Annotated in this window: 13 protein-coding genes, 1 tRNA gene and 1 pseudogene; 8 read left to right on the forward strand and 7 right to left on the reverse strand. The window is 49.5% G+C overall.

Annotated elements, in window-relative coordinates; translation table 11 throughout:
- Window positions 1–303: 303 nt before the first annotated feature.
- Complete coding sequence (locus tag RSA72_RS08275; RefSeq protein ID WP_332623823.1) at window positions 304–792, forward strand: hypothetical protein; 489 nt, start codon at window positions 304–306, stop codon at window positions 790–792.
- Between the two features lie 196 nt (window positions 793–988).
- Here RSA72_RS08275 and RSA72_RS08280 read toward each other — a convergent pair whose 3' ends face one another.
- Complete coding sequence (locus RSA72_RS08280) at window positions 989–1,528, reverse strand: DOMON-like domain-containing protein (protein WP_332623821.1); 540 nt, start codon at window positions 1,526–1,528, stop codon at window positions 989–991.
- A gap of 8 nt (window positions 1,529–1,536) precedes the next feature.
- Window positions 1,537–1,860 (reverse strand): ribosome assembly RNA-binding protein YhbY, encoded by a 324-nt coding sequence (gene yhbY, locus RSA72_RS08285; RefSeq protein ID WP_332623819.1) that lies wholly within the window; start codon window positions 1,858–1,860, stop codon window positions 1,537–1,539.
- A 195-nt stretch (window positions 1,861–2,055) separates the two neighbouring features.
- Here yhbY and rlmE point away from each other — a divergent pair, with 195 nt between their 5' ends.
- The 4 genes from rlmE to RSA72_RS08305 all read left to right on the forward strand — a co-directional run bounded on the left by rlmE (window position 2,056) and on the right by RSA72_RS08305 (window position 6,144).
- Window positions 2,056–2,706, forward strand: coding sequence for a 23S rRNA (uridine(2552)-2'-O)-methyltransferase RlmE (gene rlmE, locus RSA72_RS08290; protein WP_332623816.1), 651 nt, complete (start codon window positions 2,056–2,058; stop codon window positions 2,704–2,706).
- A gap of 135 nt (window positions 2,707–2,841) precedes the next feature.
- The gene (gene ftsH, locus RSA72_RS08295) at window positions 2,842–4,731 is read left to right on the forward strand and encodes an ATP-dependent zinc metalloprotease FtsH (protein WP_332623814.1); all 1,890 of its coding nucleotides are present in this window, start codon (window positions 2,842–2,844) and stop codon (window positions 4,729–4,731) included.
- A 138-nt stretch (window positions 4,732–4,869) separates the two neighbouring features.
- Window positions 4,870–5,724: a dihydropteroate synthase gene (folP, locus tag RSA72_RS08300; protein WP_332633013.1), complete on the forward strand. Its 855-nt coding sequence runs from the start codon at window positions 4,870–4,872 to the stop codon at window positions 5,722–5,724.
- A 105-nt stretch (window positions 5,725–5,829) separates the two neighbouring features.
- Window positions 5,830–6,144, forward strand: coding sequence for a DUF5713 family protein (locus tag RSA72_RS08305; protein ID WP_332623610.1), 315 nt, complete (start codon window positions 5,830–5,832; stop codon window positions 6,142–6,144).
- Window positions 6,145–6,172: 28 nt separating this feature from the next.
- Here RSA72_RS08305 and RSA72_RS08310 read toward each other — a convergent pair whose 3' ends face one another.
- Window positions 6,173–6,556 (reverse strand): hypothetical protein, encoded by a 384-nt coding sequence (locus RSA72_RS08310; RefSeq protein WP_332623611.1) that lies wholly within the window; start codon window positions 6,554–6,556, stop codon window positions 6,173–6,175.
- Between the two features lie 106 nt (window positions 6,557–6,662).
- A tRNA-Leu gene (locus RSA72_RS08315) sits at window positions 6,663–6,748 on the reverse strand.
- 210 nt (window positions 6,749–6,958) lie between these two features.
- On the opposite strand from RSA72_RS08315, the gene RSA72_RS08320 reads away from it, so the two are divergent.
- Window positions 6,959–8,725, forward strand: coding sequence for an alkaline phosphatase D family protein (locus RSA72_RS08320; RefSeq protein WP_332623616.1), 1,767 nt, complete (start codon window positions 6,959–6,961; stop codon window positions 8,723–8,725).
- 58 nt (window positions 8,726–8,783) lie between these two features.
- Here the strand turns inward: RSA72_RS08320 and RSA72_RS08325 are convergent, their stop codons facing one another.
- Window positions 8,784–9,518, reverse strand: a complete 735-nt coding sequence (locus RSA72_RS08325; protein ID WP_332623612.1) for a hypothetical protein — start codon at window positions 9,516–9,518, stop codon at window positions 8,784–8,786.
- A 161-nt stretch (window positions 9,519–9,679) separates the two neighbouring features.
- Here RSA72_RS08325 and RSA72_RS08330 point away from each other — a divergent pair, with 161 nt between their 5' ends.
- The gene (locus RSA72_RS08330) at window positions 9,680–10,186 is read left to right on the forward strand and encodes a hypothetical protein (protein ID WP_332623613.1); all 507 of its coding nucleotides are present in this window, start codon (window positions 9,680–9,682) and stop codon (window positions 10,184–10,186) included.
- Window positions 10,187–10,320: 134 nt separating this feature from the next.
- Here the strand turns inward: RSA72_RS08330 and RSA72_RS08335 are convergent, their stop codons facing one another.
- Both RSA72_RS08335 and RSA72_RS08340 read right to left on the reverse strand, forming a co-directional pair.
- Window positions 10,321–11,643 (reverse strand): hemolysin family protein, encoded by a 1,323-nt coding sequence (locus RSA72_RS08335; protein WP_332623614.1) that lies wholly within the window; start codon window positions 11,641–11,643, stop codon window positions 10,321–10,323.
- Between the two features lie 125 nt (window positions 11,644–11,768).
- Window positions 11,769–12,758: a LysR family transcriptional regulator gene (locus RSA72_RS08340; RefSeq protein ID WP_332623615.1), complete on the reverse strand. Its 990-nt coding sequence runs from the start codon at window positions 12,756–12,758 to the stop codon at window positions 11,769–11,771.
- Between the two features lie 649 nt (window positions 12,759–13,407).
- Here RSA72_RS08340 and RSA72_RS08345 point away from each other — a divergent pair.
- A pseudogene (locus RSA72_RS08345) lies at window positions 13,408–13,947 on the forward strand (isocitrate lyase); the annotation flags it as partial.

The raw sequence follows: 13,947 nt of genomic DNA on the forward strand, positions 1-13,947 counted from the left end.
GCTCCTGAAATTTAGGCTGTAAAAAAGCGAGTAGACGAAAAAAAAGGAAGGCTAATTTAAAACCTACCCTCCTTGCATCTGCTCGCTTGAACTTAACACGGCATTATACGTAGCAAGCGCTGAGAAGTCCATTTTATTTATTGTGAATATGTCAGATAAAGGGCTTGCATTTCAGCCGAAAGTTTGTTTTTTGGGTATTGTTAAAAAATGTAAGCAAATAATTATTGTCTGACAAATCATAAATTAAAATTTATCAAATCAGTTTAAGCTGTGCTTCACATGAATAACTATAGGTATAAGATCATGGCGGCACCGCAAAAACAGGCAGAAGCAGCGAAATCCCTGAAAACGATCGCAGCAGATGGCGCAGAGCAGCTTGAACAGGCAGCTAAAGAAGCAACACAGCATGCCGCGGAAGCGGTTACTGAAGGCAAGGAAAAAATTCAGGCAGAAGCGAAACAGCTGAACGCCGGTGTGCAGGACCAGCTGCGCCAGCTGAAGCAGGATGTGCTGCAGAAAATTGAACAGCTGAAAGTGCAGCTTGGCTCATCGCAAAAAGATTTAACTGAGCTGAAAGCGTTTGTGAAAACTGAATTGAACTCAGTGATTGAGGATATTTCTAAGCTGGGCAAAGAGCTGAAAGCGGATGTCAGCCAGATTTCTTCAAAGCATAAAGGTCATTTGGCGCAAACTTATAAGCGCTCAAAAGAGAATACTTTGGAAGCGTGGAAAAAAGTTGCGCCTTCAAAGCCTCAGCCTCAGGCGGAAAAATCAGAGCCTTTGAAAAGCTAAGGCATTATGATGCGGCGGCCAGCTGCAGCAAAAAGGGCAATGCGCAAATGCATTGCCCTTTTTGCTATGCGCTGATTATAGGCCTCAGCTTCCGGGTGATTCGACTGTGTAAAAATGGCGTGGGCATGCTGTCCTGCAGGAAGCGAATCTGAAACAGAAACAAAAAAGCAAAAGGAAGTCCTTTTGCTTTTTGCTGTTAGAACTGATGCAGCCAGTCCCGCTTGTTGTGGAAGTCAGCATTGGGGCTGCTGTGCTGCATGGCGTAAAACTGCTCGCCTTGGGCAGTTTTAAGCACAGCGCTTAAGCCGACATACAGATCCTGCCAGCTGAGCTTGTGCTGCAGCATGAATTCAGCCAGATCAATGCTGATATTCATGCCGTAGTGGGTGCGCTTGAGCTGATTCAGCTCAATATCATAAGCCGCTTGAGGTGGCATATCCTCAGGATAGCGGTACTCTTCAAACTGATAGGCTTGCCATGCCTGGGACGGGGAGAGGTTGATCTCGCGGTAGAAATCCTCGCCGCGCACGCCGATAAAAATTTCAAAGCAGGTCTGTTCCCACAGGAAATCCTGACGCGGATGGCCGGACACTAAGGCGGGCCACTGCATATACTGATTCGGGTCGCGCAGCCAGTAGCCTACATTCAGCGTATAGGGGCTTTGCTGCTCAATTGCGCCGACCAGGGAGATGGCTTCAAAACGGCGGTCAAACGCATTCAGTTCGTAACTTGCCATAATCTAAATCAGTTAGATAAATGCGCGTGACGGACAAGGTTGGACAATTTTTGATTCTGCTTGGCTGCTTTTTTGTAAAGCAGGGCAATTTTGCCGATGGTCTGCACAACTTCAGCGCCGGAAGCCTGCGCAATTTCAGCAATCAGCGCCGCGCGCGCTTCACGGTCTTCGCCGCCAATTTTCACTTTGATCAGCTCGTGGTCATTCAGCGCACGGCCTAATTCTTCAATTACATTTTCAGTTAAGCCTTTGTCGCCAATCATGACAACTGGGTTTAAAGCATGTCCGATTTGACGTAAACGCTTACGTTCCTGAATAGATAAAGCCGCCATAAATGTAACCTGATTTTAAAAACGGCTTAGTATAGCAAAAGCGGAGATCAAACGCTTTAAATTCTGCGTAAAATATCGATGCGGATTATTGAAAAAAACTGGCGTGAATCGCCGATTTGGATACACATGCATACTGCAACTACGGTGTTTTTCACGTACAATCAAGAATTAGAAGTTATTTTTATTTAGAGAGTTATGGCGACGCGCATTACCAACCAGAAATTATCCAAAAGCAGCCGTGAGTGGATGCGGGAGCACTTAGATGATCCTTTTGTAAAAAAAGCGCAAAAGGAAGGGTATCGCGCGCGCGCCGCTTACAAGCTGCTTGAAATTCAAGAAAAATACAAAATGATTAAGCCGGGCATGACGGTGGTTGACTTGGGCGCGGCGCCGGGCAGCTGGTCGCAGATTGCCGGCAAGCTGGTTGGCGACAAAGGCCTGGTGATTGCATCAGACATTCTGGAAATGGATGCGCTTCCGGATGTAACTTTTTTGCAGGGCGACTTCCGCGAGCAGGAAGTATTCGATAAATTGTTAAATATTTTAAACGGACGCACGGTAGACGTTGTAATTTCAGATATGGCCCCCAATACATCAGGTAATAAGGCTGTAGATCAACCGCGCCAGATTTATCTGTGCGAACTTGCGCTGGACTTCGCCAACAAGGTGCTTGGGCCGAAAGGCCAGTTTTTGGTCAAGGTGTTCCAAGGCACGGGTTTTGATGAATTCCGCAAGCAGGTTGTTGATAACTTTGATGTATTGAAGACGGCAAAACCGGCTGCTTCTCGCGCGCGCTCAAAAGAAGTATTTCTTTTAGGGCAGGGCCGCAAGAAAGGTTTCAAGTAAAGTTTACTTGCCAACACGTTAAAAATTGTGCATTTTGTACTTTTTTAACTTATTGCAAAGCTGGTCTGCAGCGTAAATATTAGGGTCACCCCTTGGTTGGGCATGATCGAATTAGATTGATATGGGAATAAAGCTTTGAGCGATCTTTTTAAGAATGCCGTGTTGTGGCTCATTATACTGGGCGTGCTGGTGCTGATCTTCAGCAACGTCAGTGACCGCAATCAGCCGACAGCGATGAACTATTCTGAGTTTGTGGCGGCGGTGAATGCTGGTCAAATTAAGCAGGTCACAATTGACGGCGAAAGAATCCGTGGCGAGAAATCCAACGGTTCTGAATTTGAAAGTATCCGTCCAGCGGTTCAAGATCCTGAACTGATGCCGAACCTGATTAAAAATAACGTTGTCGTTGAAGGCACAGCGCCGCAGCGTCAAGGTTTGTTAATGCAGCTTCTCATTGCTAGCTTCCCTGTGCTTTTAATTATTTTGCTATTCATGTTCTTTATGCGCAACATGGGCGGCGGTGCAGGCGGTAAAAACGGCCCGATGAGCTTTGGCAAGTCAAAAGCGAAAATGCTTTCTGAAGACCAAATTAAAGTGACATTTTCTGATGTTGCCGGCTGCGATGAAGCGAAGCAGGAAGTAGTTGAAATTGTCGACTTCTTAAAAGACCCGGCAAAATTCAAGCGTTTAGGCGCGACAATTCCTAAGGGCGTGCTGATGGTTGGCCCGCCGGGTACCGGTAAAACTTTGCTGGCGAAAGCGATTGCCGGCGAAGCCAAAGTGCCGTTCTTCAGCATTTCCGGTTCTGACTTTGTGGAAATGTTTGTCGGCGTCGGCGCATCGCGCGTGCGCGACATGTTCGAGCAGGCGAAACGCCATGCGCCGTGCATTATCTTTATTGATGAGATTGACGCAGTCGGCCGCCACCGCGGTTCAGGCACAGGCGGCGGTCATGATGAGCGCGAGCAGACACTGAACCAGATGCTGGTCGAGATGGACGGTTTTGAAGGCAATGAAGGCATTATCGTCATTGCCGCCACTAACCGCGCCGACGTGCTGGATAAAGCCCTGCTGCGTCCGGGCCGTTTTGACCGCCAGGTCATGGTGGGCTTGCCTGACATTAAAGGCCGCGAGCAAATCCTGAATGTTCACTTGAAGAAACTGCCGTCTACCACAGGCGTTGACGTTAAAGTTTTGGCGCGCGGCACACCGGGTTTCTCCGGCGCGCAGCTGGCGAACCTTGTTAACGAAGCGGCTTTATTTGCTGCCCGCCGCAACAAGAACACCGTCGATATGCATGATTTTGAAGATGCGAAAGACAAGCTGTACATGGGGCCGGAACGCAAATCGATGGTGCTGCGCGAAGAAGAGCGCCGCGCGACTGCGTACCATGAAGCAGGCCATGCGATTGTCGCTGAAATCCTGCCGGGTACAGACCCTGTGCATAAGGTAACGATTATGCCGCGCGGCTGGGCTTTGGGCGTGACTTGGCAGCTGCCGGAACATGACCAGACCAGCCATTACAAAGACAAAATGCTGAACGAGCTTTCAATCCTGTTCGGCGGCCGCATTGCGGAAGAAGTCTTCATTCATCAAATGTCGACCGGCGCTTCAAATGACTTTGAGCGGGCAACTAAAATGGCGCGCGCCATGGTGACCAAGTACGGCATGTCTGACAAGCTGGGCGTAATGGTGTATGAAGATGACTCTCAGCAATCCTTTATGGGCAGCATCGGCAGCCGCACCATCTCTGAAGCGACGCAGCAGCAGGTTGATGCCGAAGTCCGCCGCATTATTGATGAGCAGTACCGCGTTGCGCGTGAGATTCTTGAAAATAATCAGGATATTGCGCATGCCATGGTGAAGGCCCTGCTGGAATGGGAAACCATTGACCGCGAGCAGATCCGTGACATTATGGAAGGCCGCGAACCGCAGCCGCCGAAAGTGTACGTTGCGGAAAATCCTGTGATTGACGCGAAGCCAACGGATGGCCCGGCAACGCCGCCGCCATTGCCAGCAAGCTGATTGCATTTGAAATAAAAAGAGCCTCAATTGAGGCTCTTTTTTATCGGCTGAATGCTGGGCTGCAGGCAGCTGAAAAGAATTCAGCCCTGCAGGATGCAGAATTGCTAAAATGCCGGCAGGAACAACAGGAGCGATTGAATGCAGTTAATGCCTTTGCCAAAAAAAATCTTAGCGTGCGGAAGCTTAAAGCTTGATTTGTCTGTGCCGCATGTTATGGGGATTTTAAATGTAACGCCAGATTCATTCAGTGACGGCGGCAGGCATAACAGCAAAGAACTGGCAGTTGCGCATGCCCGGCAGATGATCGCCGACGGCGCAACAGTGATTGATGTGGGCGGAGAATCGACGCGCCCGGGCGCATCTGCTGTGGAGGCGGAAGAGGAAATCCGCCGCGTGGTGCCTGTCGTGGAGGAATTGGCTGAACTGGGTGCGGTGATTTCGATCGATACTTCTCAGCCGGACGTAATCCGCGCTGCAGTTCAAGCCGGCGCGCATATCTGGAATGATGTGCGCGCATTAACCCGCCCGGGGGCTTTGCAGGCTGCAGCTGACTTGAATGTGCCGGTGATCATTATGCATATGCGCGGTGAACCGACTACCATGAACAGCCTGAATCAATATGATGACGTCACTGCGGATGTGATGCGTGAGCTGCAGCAGCGCATCAATGACGCATTGCAGGCTGGGGTTAAAGCGGAGAATATCCTGATTGATCCAGGCTTCGGTTTTGCTAAAAATGCGCAGCAGAATTTAAAGCTGCTGAATGAGTTCCATAAACTGCATGATCTGGGCTATCCCATTCTGTCCGCGCTTTCGCGCAAGCGCTTTATCGGGGAAGCCTTGGGCGGCGCCGATGCGCAGCAGCGGGCAGCCGGCTCCGTGGCAGCGCATCTATTGAGCCTGCAGCAGGGCGCCTGCATGGTGCGGGCGCATGATGTAAAGGCTATGGCGGATGCAGTTAAGGTCTGGCAGGCGGTGCAGGCCGCTGGATAAAGGCAGCCGGCAGGCGGTCAGGCGGCATTCCGCCGGGTTTTATTTGGTAAATTTGCGCCGATATGATATACAGGCTCGCTTATTTTGTATATTTCGAGTGCCTGTATGTTTGCAGATTTGCTTCTCCCTATGTTTGATGATGACTACTACCCGGATATTCTGGTTGCAGAAGTAAAGCAGTGCATTGAGCAGTTTGCCAAAAAGCTGGCGAAGCCTGAATTGTCAGACGCCGAGATTTACCATTTTGCCCATGAGGCGGTCATTGCAATCAATGCGATGAAGCCGCAGTTTGAAGATCTGGATTCATCTTTAGATGATGCCGCCGCCGATTATATTGCCGAGGCGATGATGATGGCGGCGCAGTCGGAAGGCTATATGGAGATTGAAATGGAAGAACTGATTGTAAATAGGGAGTGGTGAGCCGCCTTCTGTCTGCAATGCCAACCCGCTAGCTTCTCGGATTTTCCGCCGGCGCTGTAAGCTCATCGAGCAGATCGGTCAGATGGCAGCTCTCCCCGGGGTAAAGCTCGGAAACCTCTTCTACAGTTAAATGATAAACCTCTTTTTCTGCATGCACATCGCCGCGTATATTGACCCAGAATTTTGGATATCTTTTTAAATAACCTGCAATTTTGGACTGCTCTTCTGCATGGTTGAAATGCATGGGATATTCATAGGCTGTTAAGTCGCAGCGCTTCAAAAACAGCTGGCCTGAACGCTGGCTAACGGTTCCGGCAAAATTATCATAAAATTTTTCCGCTTCAGGGCTTTCCGCCTGGGTTGCTGAAAAGGCCAGAAGCAGGCCGAGTCCGGCAAGGCTGTATTTTTTCATTGCTGTTTTTATCTGGGCGGTTATTGTTCGGATTATAAAAATTCAGGCATAAAAAAACCAGCATATTGCTGGGTTCTTTACTGCACCATTTTAATAAGCATTAAAATGGTGCCCGAGGCCAGACTCGAACTGGCACGCCTTGTGGGCGGGGGATTTTAAATCCCCTGTGTCTACCGATTTCACCACTCGGGCATGTGCGCAATCATAGTGGAGGCTGCGCAGCTTGGCAAGAAAAAATCATGATGATTGAGTTAAATTTAGGCAAAACATGCGCTTATGTTTAAAAAAACGCAGAACACTTCAGCCGGATAATTGCTGTCATATTTAATTCATCAATCTGAGATCAAAGTGCAATAGGCCTTGTCTAGTTTAGGCTGAAAAAACCGGATACTCAGACAAATGATGAAAAGTAAAATTTCCCGCCGCGAAATGATTCAGAAAGCCTTGGCGGGGTTCGGGGCAGCAGGCCTGCCTGTCGGGCTGACCGCCTGCGGCAGCGATGATGATCAAAACGGCGCGCTTGCCGCCAAAGTGCAGTTCCTGCATGGGGTGGCCAGCGGTGATCCGCAGCAGGACCGGGTGATTATATGGACCCGCATCACCCCTGAGGATGAAAGCCTGCGCTTGGAGCTGGCATGGGAAATCGCGCAGGATGAGCAGTTTAAAACGCTGGTCAGTTCCGGCAAAGTTCAGACCAGCAGCGCCGCTGATTTTACCGTGAATGTTGACGCCGCGGGTCTGAAGCCGGCGCAGCGCTATTTTTACCGCTTTAAATTCGGCAATGCCGTCTCTGCTGTCGGGCAGACCAAAACCCTGCCGGCTTCTGCGGAACAGGTCAGCTTTGCAGTCTGTTCCTGCGCAAATTATCCAGCTGGCTATTTTCATGTGTATAAGGAAATGGCCAAGCAGAATGTCGATGCCGTGCTGCATTTAGGCGACTATATTTATGAATACGGCCAAGGCGGCTATGCAACGGAAAATGCGCAAGCGCTGGGGCGGACGCTGGCGCCGGACAATAACAAGGAACTGCTGAATTTGGCGGATTACCGCAAGCGCTATGCGCTGTACCGCTTGGATGCCGATTTGCAGGCGGCGCATCAGCGCCATCCGTTTATTGTAATTTGGGATGACCATGAGCTGGCCAATGATGCATGGCGGGACGGCGCTGACAATCATCAGCAGGATGAAGGGAATTTTTATGCGCGCAAGACCGCTGCGCTGCAGGCTTATTTTGAATGGATGCCGATCCGTCCTAAAAGCGCCAATGACCATTTGAACATTTACCGCCAGTTCGACTTCGGCAATCTGGTGCAGCTGAATATGCTGGATACGCGCATTCTGGCGCGCAGTGAACAGCTGCAGTATAAAGATTATCTGACCGCTGACGGGCTGGATGCGCAAAAGTTTGGGGCCGATTTGTACAGCAAGGCGCGGACCATGCTGGGGCCGGATCAGCTGGGCTGGCTGCATGATTCTTTGGCGAAGTCTTCGGCAAAATGGAATGTTTTAGGCCAGCAGGTGCTGATGTCCAAGATGTGGATTCCGGCTGAAATCCTGCTGATGCTGGAAAAAGTGCAAAGCGGCCAGGCTGGCCCGAGTGACTTGCTGGCAATTAAGCAGATGATTGCTGAGCTCAGCGCGATTAAAATTCAGCAGATGATGGCGCCGGGAACTTTAACAGAAGAGCAGCTAAAACGCATTAATACCGCCGCGCCTTATAATCTGGACGCATGGGACGGCTACGCTTATGAGCGCGAAGCGCTGTACGGCATCTGCAAAGCGCTGCAGAAGAAGGTGGTGGTGCTGGCGGGCGACACGCATAATGCATGGCATTCAGCTTTGCATGATCAAGACGGAGCTCAGGTCGGCATTGAGCTGGCGGCCAGCTCAGTTTCATCGCCGGGCCTGGAAAAATACCTGCAGATCAGCGATGCGGATTTGCATCAGTTTGAGCAGGCCTTCAGCCTGCTGATTGATGAGCTGGAATACTGCAACCTGAATCAGCGCGGCTATCTGAAAGTCAGCTTTGATGCGCAACAGGTGAAATCGGAATGGATTTTTGTAGACACTGTGCAGCAGAAAGCCTACAGCCTGGATGCCTCAAAGGCTGAAACCCTGCTGTTTGACGCAGCGCTGCAGCCTGTGCTGGATCTGGCGGAAACTGCATAAAGTTCCAGCATCATCAGCGCTGAAGCATAAAAAATCCGGGCATGCATGCCTGGATTTTTTATTTCATCATGCCGTCTAAATAGGTTTCTATATCTGCATGCTTTAAGCTTTTGCACAGCCGCTGCTCAAAGCGCAAAGTATCGGCATGCAGCTGCTGCAGGCGTTCCAGCTGCTGCTTTAAGCGTTGCGCCTTAGCTGAGCCGCGCTTGCTGAAAAACAGCCGGCATTGGGTTTTCAGCACCTGCTTATAGGACCAGAAGCATACGCGGCGGGTTTCCTGCAGATAATAGTGCTGATGGCTGCTGCTGTGCTCCCGAAATAAATTTTCTTTATAGAAGCGCACAAAGCCGAAACTCATGGCGAGAATAAACAGCAGCGACTGCAGAAAGCTGCTTTCAATGTAGGCGATATTGATGGCCTGAAGCAGAATAATGCCCGCCAGTTTGGCTGGGGTGTGGCGCAGCTGCCGGTACAGCGAAACGGAGCTGTGCTTCATCTGCTTGATCACGATAGGCGTAATCAGCATAAAAAACAGCATGATGCTAAGGACGGCCAAGCCTTGCGCGCGGAATCTGCCCAAATCCGGCCAGGCATTTTCCAGATAGGCGCCGAGGCTCATGCTGATGGAAACAAAAATCATGGCGGCCAGCAGCCAGGGAATCAGCTCTTTCAGTTCATCCAAGAGCCCTTTGGTTTTCATCATGCTGTAAAGCAGGTAATTGCGCTTGAATGCGGCCGGATACTGCAGCTTCAGCTCCTGCAGAAAGAGGGCGGCTTGTTGGTCTTTAATCATGCAAGGTGCAATGTTTCCAAAACTTGAAGCTCAATATAGTTTAATTTGCGCAGCAAGGCACCGGAATTTTGCGCTGATTCACTTCAGGGCGGCAGATATTCCACTTTTGCCGGCAGAAATATGAGAAAATAGCTTTTTATAATTGTACTCACAGGCAGGCTATGGCTGACCAATCTCCTGAAAATTTAAGCGCTATTGAAATCTTAGATATTTTAACGTCTATGAAAAATGATGAACTGGATGCGGAAGCGCAAGTCATTATCCGCAATGGCGGCAAAGCGGGACGTCAGGAGGCGCATAAGCAGGCCTTAGTGGCTTTAAGCCATTCTTTTGAGGAAAAATTTGTTGAAGCGGTGACTTTGGCGCTGCAGCTGAATGAAGGGCAGAGCAAGAAAATCCGCTATAAAAAAGACCGCATCCGCATTTTAAAAGCGCGCGGCATTGATTATCTGGCGATTGACGGCGCTGAAACAGCGCAAGTGCTGGCGCAGGTGGCTCAGGCGATTAGCCGCGAAGATGCGACCGTGACCCGCGATCTGCACAATATCTTCCCTTTCTGGAAAGAAGGCTGGCCGATGGTGCAGTTTGACAACGCTTACAGCATTTTAGCGGAAGATATCTCCATTCATTATCAAGCGGTTTTAGACGCGCTGATCGGCAAGCGCTGATTGCGGATGAATGAATGAAAAAGCGCCTGAAGGCGCTTTTTTACCGCCTGCATTTCCGTTCAGGTAAAAACAAAACAGCAATAGTGGCTGGCAGGCAATTCAGGCAGAGTAGGCCGCTGGCAAAAATAGCCGGCTTATTGCGGTTCTTCTCTTGGCGCTTCCGGCTGCTCCAGCAGGCGGGTCACCAGCAGCTGGTCAATTTTAAAATGATCCACATCGACCACTTCAAACTTGTAGCCATCGAAAATCACTGCATCAGCCGGGCGCGGGATTTTGCGCAGGCGGTACATCATGAAGCCGGCCAGCGTTTCATAGTTTTCTTCATCCGGCATTTCATCGATTTCCAGCGCATGCTTAATGTCTTCAATCGGGGTGCTGCCGTCAATCAGCCATGAATTGTTGTCGCGCTTAATGATCTGCTGTTCGGCTTCAATCGGCGTGACCCAGTCGCCCATGACGGTAATCATAATGTCGGACAGCGTAATGACCCCGACAACTAAGGCGTATTCATTAATCACCACCGCAAATTTTTCTTTGGTGGAGCGGAAGCGGTCCAGCAGTTCTGACAGGGTTAAGGTGTCTGGAATGGTCAGCACATTGCGGATGGTGTTTTCATTCAGCTGGAGCAGGGACTGATTGTTCAGAATGCGCACCAGAATATCTTTGGCGTCGACATAGCCAATGACGCTGTCAATATCATCGCTGCACACTAAAAACTTTGAATACGGGTATTCCGCCAATTTCTGGCGGATGCTGGCTTCGGACTCTTTTAAGGTGAAAAACACCACATTTTCACGCGTGGTCATGCTGGAAGGCACATTGCGCTCTTCCAGCTCAAACACATTTTCAATGAAGTGGTGTTCCTGCTTCTGCAGCACGCCGGCTTGCGCGCCGGCATCCATCACTGCGGAAATATCGTCAAAGGTAATGTTGTCATCGCGGGTGGTATTGACTTTAAATAAGCGGAACAGCAGGTTGGCGACCGCATTGATGATCCACGCCAGCGGGCGGCAGACTGTAATGAAAATCTGAATCGGGTTGATGACGGAAACTGCGATTTTTTCCGGCGCAATCATGGCCATGCGTTTTGGCATGAGATCAGCAAAAAGAATAAACAGAGAGGTCACTAAAGTAAATGAAAGCGCAAAGCTGGCCGTTTGCGCCCAGCTGCCGGCATAGAAGCGTGAAACGAATTCGAAGAAATAAGGGCGGAAAGCGCCTTCGCCTAAAATACCGCCCAGAATGGCGACAGCATTCAGGCCGATTTGCGAGGCTGCAAAGAAATCGGCGGAGTTTTCCTGCAGATCCAGAACTTTCTGCGCGCGTTCATCGCCCGATTCTGCAAGAATTTTAAGTTTAACTTTACGCGCTCCGGCCAGGGCGATTTCAGTTAATGATAAGAAACCGGCTCCGGCAATAAGGATGGCGATGATTACGATATTCTGGAAGAGGCTCACAAATCCACCTGCGGATCATCATTATTATGGATATTCTTAACACGGAAAAACTTGAGGGAATAAGCCAGTTATTTCCTCAAGTCACAGTATAAGCTTAAAAAAGAAGAATTTAAGATTAATTATGGTTAATAGTGCGAAAACTGGGAATTATTCAGCAGGAATTCGCGGTTTTCTTCTTCAATCATTTGGCGGGCAACGTACAGAATCAGCTGGCGCAGCCAGCGGTGCGCAGGATGATGGTGCAACAGCGGGCACCATGCCATCTTCAATTCAAATTCCGGAATATAGAAAGGCGGATCTTTCAGCAGCAGGTTCTGGCTTTTCGCCTGGAGGCGCGCAATGCGGGTCGGCAGCGTTGCAATTAAATCCACATTGGCAGCCAGCAGGCCCGGCATTTGATAATGGCGGGTAAATACTGAAATTTTGCGCTTCTGGCCGATGCGCTCCAAAGCCTGATCAATCCAGCCCAAGCCGGCCTGCTTTTCCGGGTTGACGCCAAAGCCGACGCCCATGCCGGTTTTTGACACCCAGATGTGCTGCGCATCTAAATAGCTTTTCAGGTTTAAATTGCTGGCGGCAGGATGCTTGCCGTTCAGCAGGCAGGAAAAACTGTCGCGCCAAACCAGGACTTGGTGAAAGCTCTGCGGGATTTCATTGAAGCGGTTGATGGCCAGATCAACTTTGCCCTGTTCCATGTCGCGGTAGGACACATCGCTTGGGGTTAGAAAGTCCAGCACCACATTCGGCGCTTCTGAGCGCAGGGCTTTGACTAAGCGCGGAACCAGCGTGGCTTCGGCATAGTCAGAGGTCATAATGCGGAATACGCGGTTCGAGGTGTAAGGGCGGAACTCTGTGCGCGGTTCCAAAATCATCGACAGGTCGGACAAGGCATCGCGGATGCGCGGCTGCAGTTCCAAGGCGCGTTCGGTAGGGGTCATGCCCTCAGAAGAGCGGATCAGAAGCGGGTCATTAAATAAATTGCGTAGACGGCGGAGAATATTGCTCATTGCGGGCTGGGTAACGCCCAGCTGCTCTGCGGCGCGGGTTACATTTTTTTCACGAAGAAGTACGTCTAGGTAAATTAGTAGATTGAGATCGACCCGCTCCAGATTCATAAAAAAAATACCGAAAATAAACTCATGAAATTATTTTGATTATGCCATAACTGCCATGTGTTGTGTAGAATGCCGATGAAAAAAAAGGCACTGGCCGGAGGGGGCTGAACCTCAGCCGCGGCTTGAATCGCCTGATGTTCAGGCTGGGCTTAAAGCGGCATTATCCAGCTTGTTTTGGCCTTGAATTGCACTGCGGCCGCTAAACAGGCCAAAGGGCAGGGTTTTAGTTGAATATTATCCTTTTACCGCGCTTTTTATGCACAGGCAAGCCGTTCTTCCAGTACAGCTGAAATCTGCCTGAAACCGCCGCTGAAGCGCCAAAAATGCAAATCGCTGCAGAAATGCCATGCGCCCAAGACTTAAGTCGAATAAAGAAAAAGCCGGCATCTGCAGAATGCGCGCGCAATTCGCTGAAGTTTATTATATAGTTAAAACAGCGGTTTAAGGAATTAAGCCCGAATCATAATACGACTTTAATCTACATATTTTTTAAATAAATACCGAAAATTAAGCCAGACTATTGGATTAATTTTTTAACTCAAACTACTCTGTATTCATCGTAACGAAGTGCTGAAAATCTGAACAAATATTATCAGTGCGGTTTAAGCCCTTCGATTGATGAAATCCTAATATTATTACAGGAAATATCATGACTACATACCAAACAGCGATTGATGCAATCCGCGAATTAAAAGCAAAATTCGGCAATACTTGGGCAGACATCAGTGCTGAAGATGCTGCGCGTATGCAACTTCAAAACCGTTTCAAAACCGGTTTGGACATTGCGAAATACACAGCTGCGATTATGCGTCGTGATATGGCTGCTTATGATGCTGACAGCAGCAAATATACTCAGTCTTTAGGCTGCTGGCACGGTTTCATCGCACAGCAAAAAATGATTGCGAACAAAAAATACTTCGGTACGACTGAACGCCGCTACATCTACCTTTCAGGCTGGATGGTTGCTGCGCTTCGCTCAGAATTCGGTCCGCTTCCTGACCAATCTATGCACGAAAAAACTTCAGTGCCTGCATTGATCGAAGAAATCTACACTTTCCTGCGTCAAGCTGATGCGAAAGAATTAAACGACTTGTTCCGTGCGCTTAAAAAAGCAAACGAAGCGGGCGACACGGCTAAAGCTGCTGAAATCACTGCGCAAATCGACGGTTTCCAAACTCACGTTGTGCCA

The organism is Acinetobacter sp. (assembly GCF_036659555.1).
In the GTDB taxonomy this organism is placed as follows: domain Bacteria; phylum Pseudomonadota; class Gammaproteobacteria; order Pseudomonadales; family Moraxellaceae; genus Acinetobacter.

Bases quoted from the DNA above. Each gene is read 5' to 3' on its own strand.
- RSA72_RS08275 (WP_332623823.1), top strand. From the start codon at position 304: ATGGCGGCACCGCAAAAACAGGCAGAAGCAGCGAAATCCCTGAAAACG.
- RSA72_RS08280 (WP_332623821.1), bottom strand. From the start codon at position 1,528: ATGGCAAGTTACGAACTGAATGCGTTTGACCGCCGTTTTGAAGCCATC.
- yhbY (WP_332623819.1), bottom strand. From the start codon at position 1,860: ATGGCGGCTTTATCTATTCAGGAACGTAAGCGTTTACGTCAAATCGGA.
- rlmE (WP_332623816.1), top strand. From the start codon at position 2,056: ATGGCGACGCGCATTACCAACCAGAAATTATCCAAAAGCAGCCGTGAG.
- folP (WP_332633013.1), top strand. From the start codon at position 4,870: ATGCAGTTAATGCCTTTGCCAAAAAAAATCTTAGCGTGCGGAAGCTTA.
- RSA72_RS08305 (WP_332623610.1), top strand. From the start codon at position 5,830: ATGTTTGCAGATTTGCTTCTCCCTATGTTTGATGATGACTACTACCCG.
- RSA72_RS08310 (WP_332623611.1), bottom strand. From the start codon at position 6,556: ATGAAAAAATACAGCCTTGCCGGACTCGGCCTGCTTCTGGCCTTTTCA.
- RSA72_RS08320 (WP_332623616.1), top strand. From the start codon at position 6,959: ATGAAAAGTAAAATTTCCCGCCGCGAAATGATTCAGAAAGCCTTGGCG.
- RSA72_RS08325 (WP_332623612.1), bottom strand. From the start codon at position 9,518: ATGATTAAAGACCAACAAGCCGCCCTCTTTCTGCAGGAGCTGAAGCTG.
- RSA72_RS08330 (WP_332623613.1), top strand. From the start codon at position 9,680: ATGGCTGACCAATCTCCTGAAAATTTAAGCGCTATTGAAATCTTAGAT.
- RSA72_RS08340 (WP_332623615.1), bottom strand. From the start codon at position 12,758: ATGAATCTGGAGCGGGTCGATCTCAATCTACTAATTTACCTAGACGTA.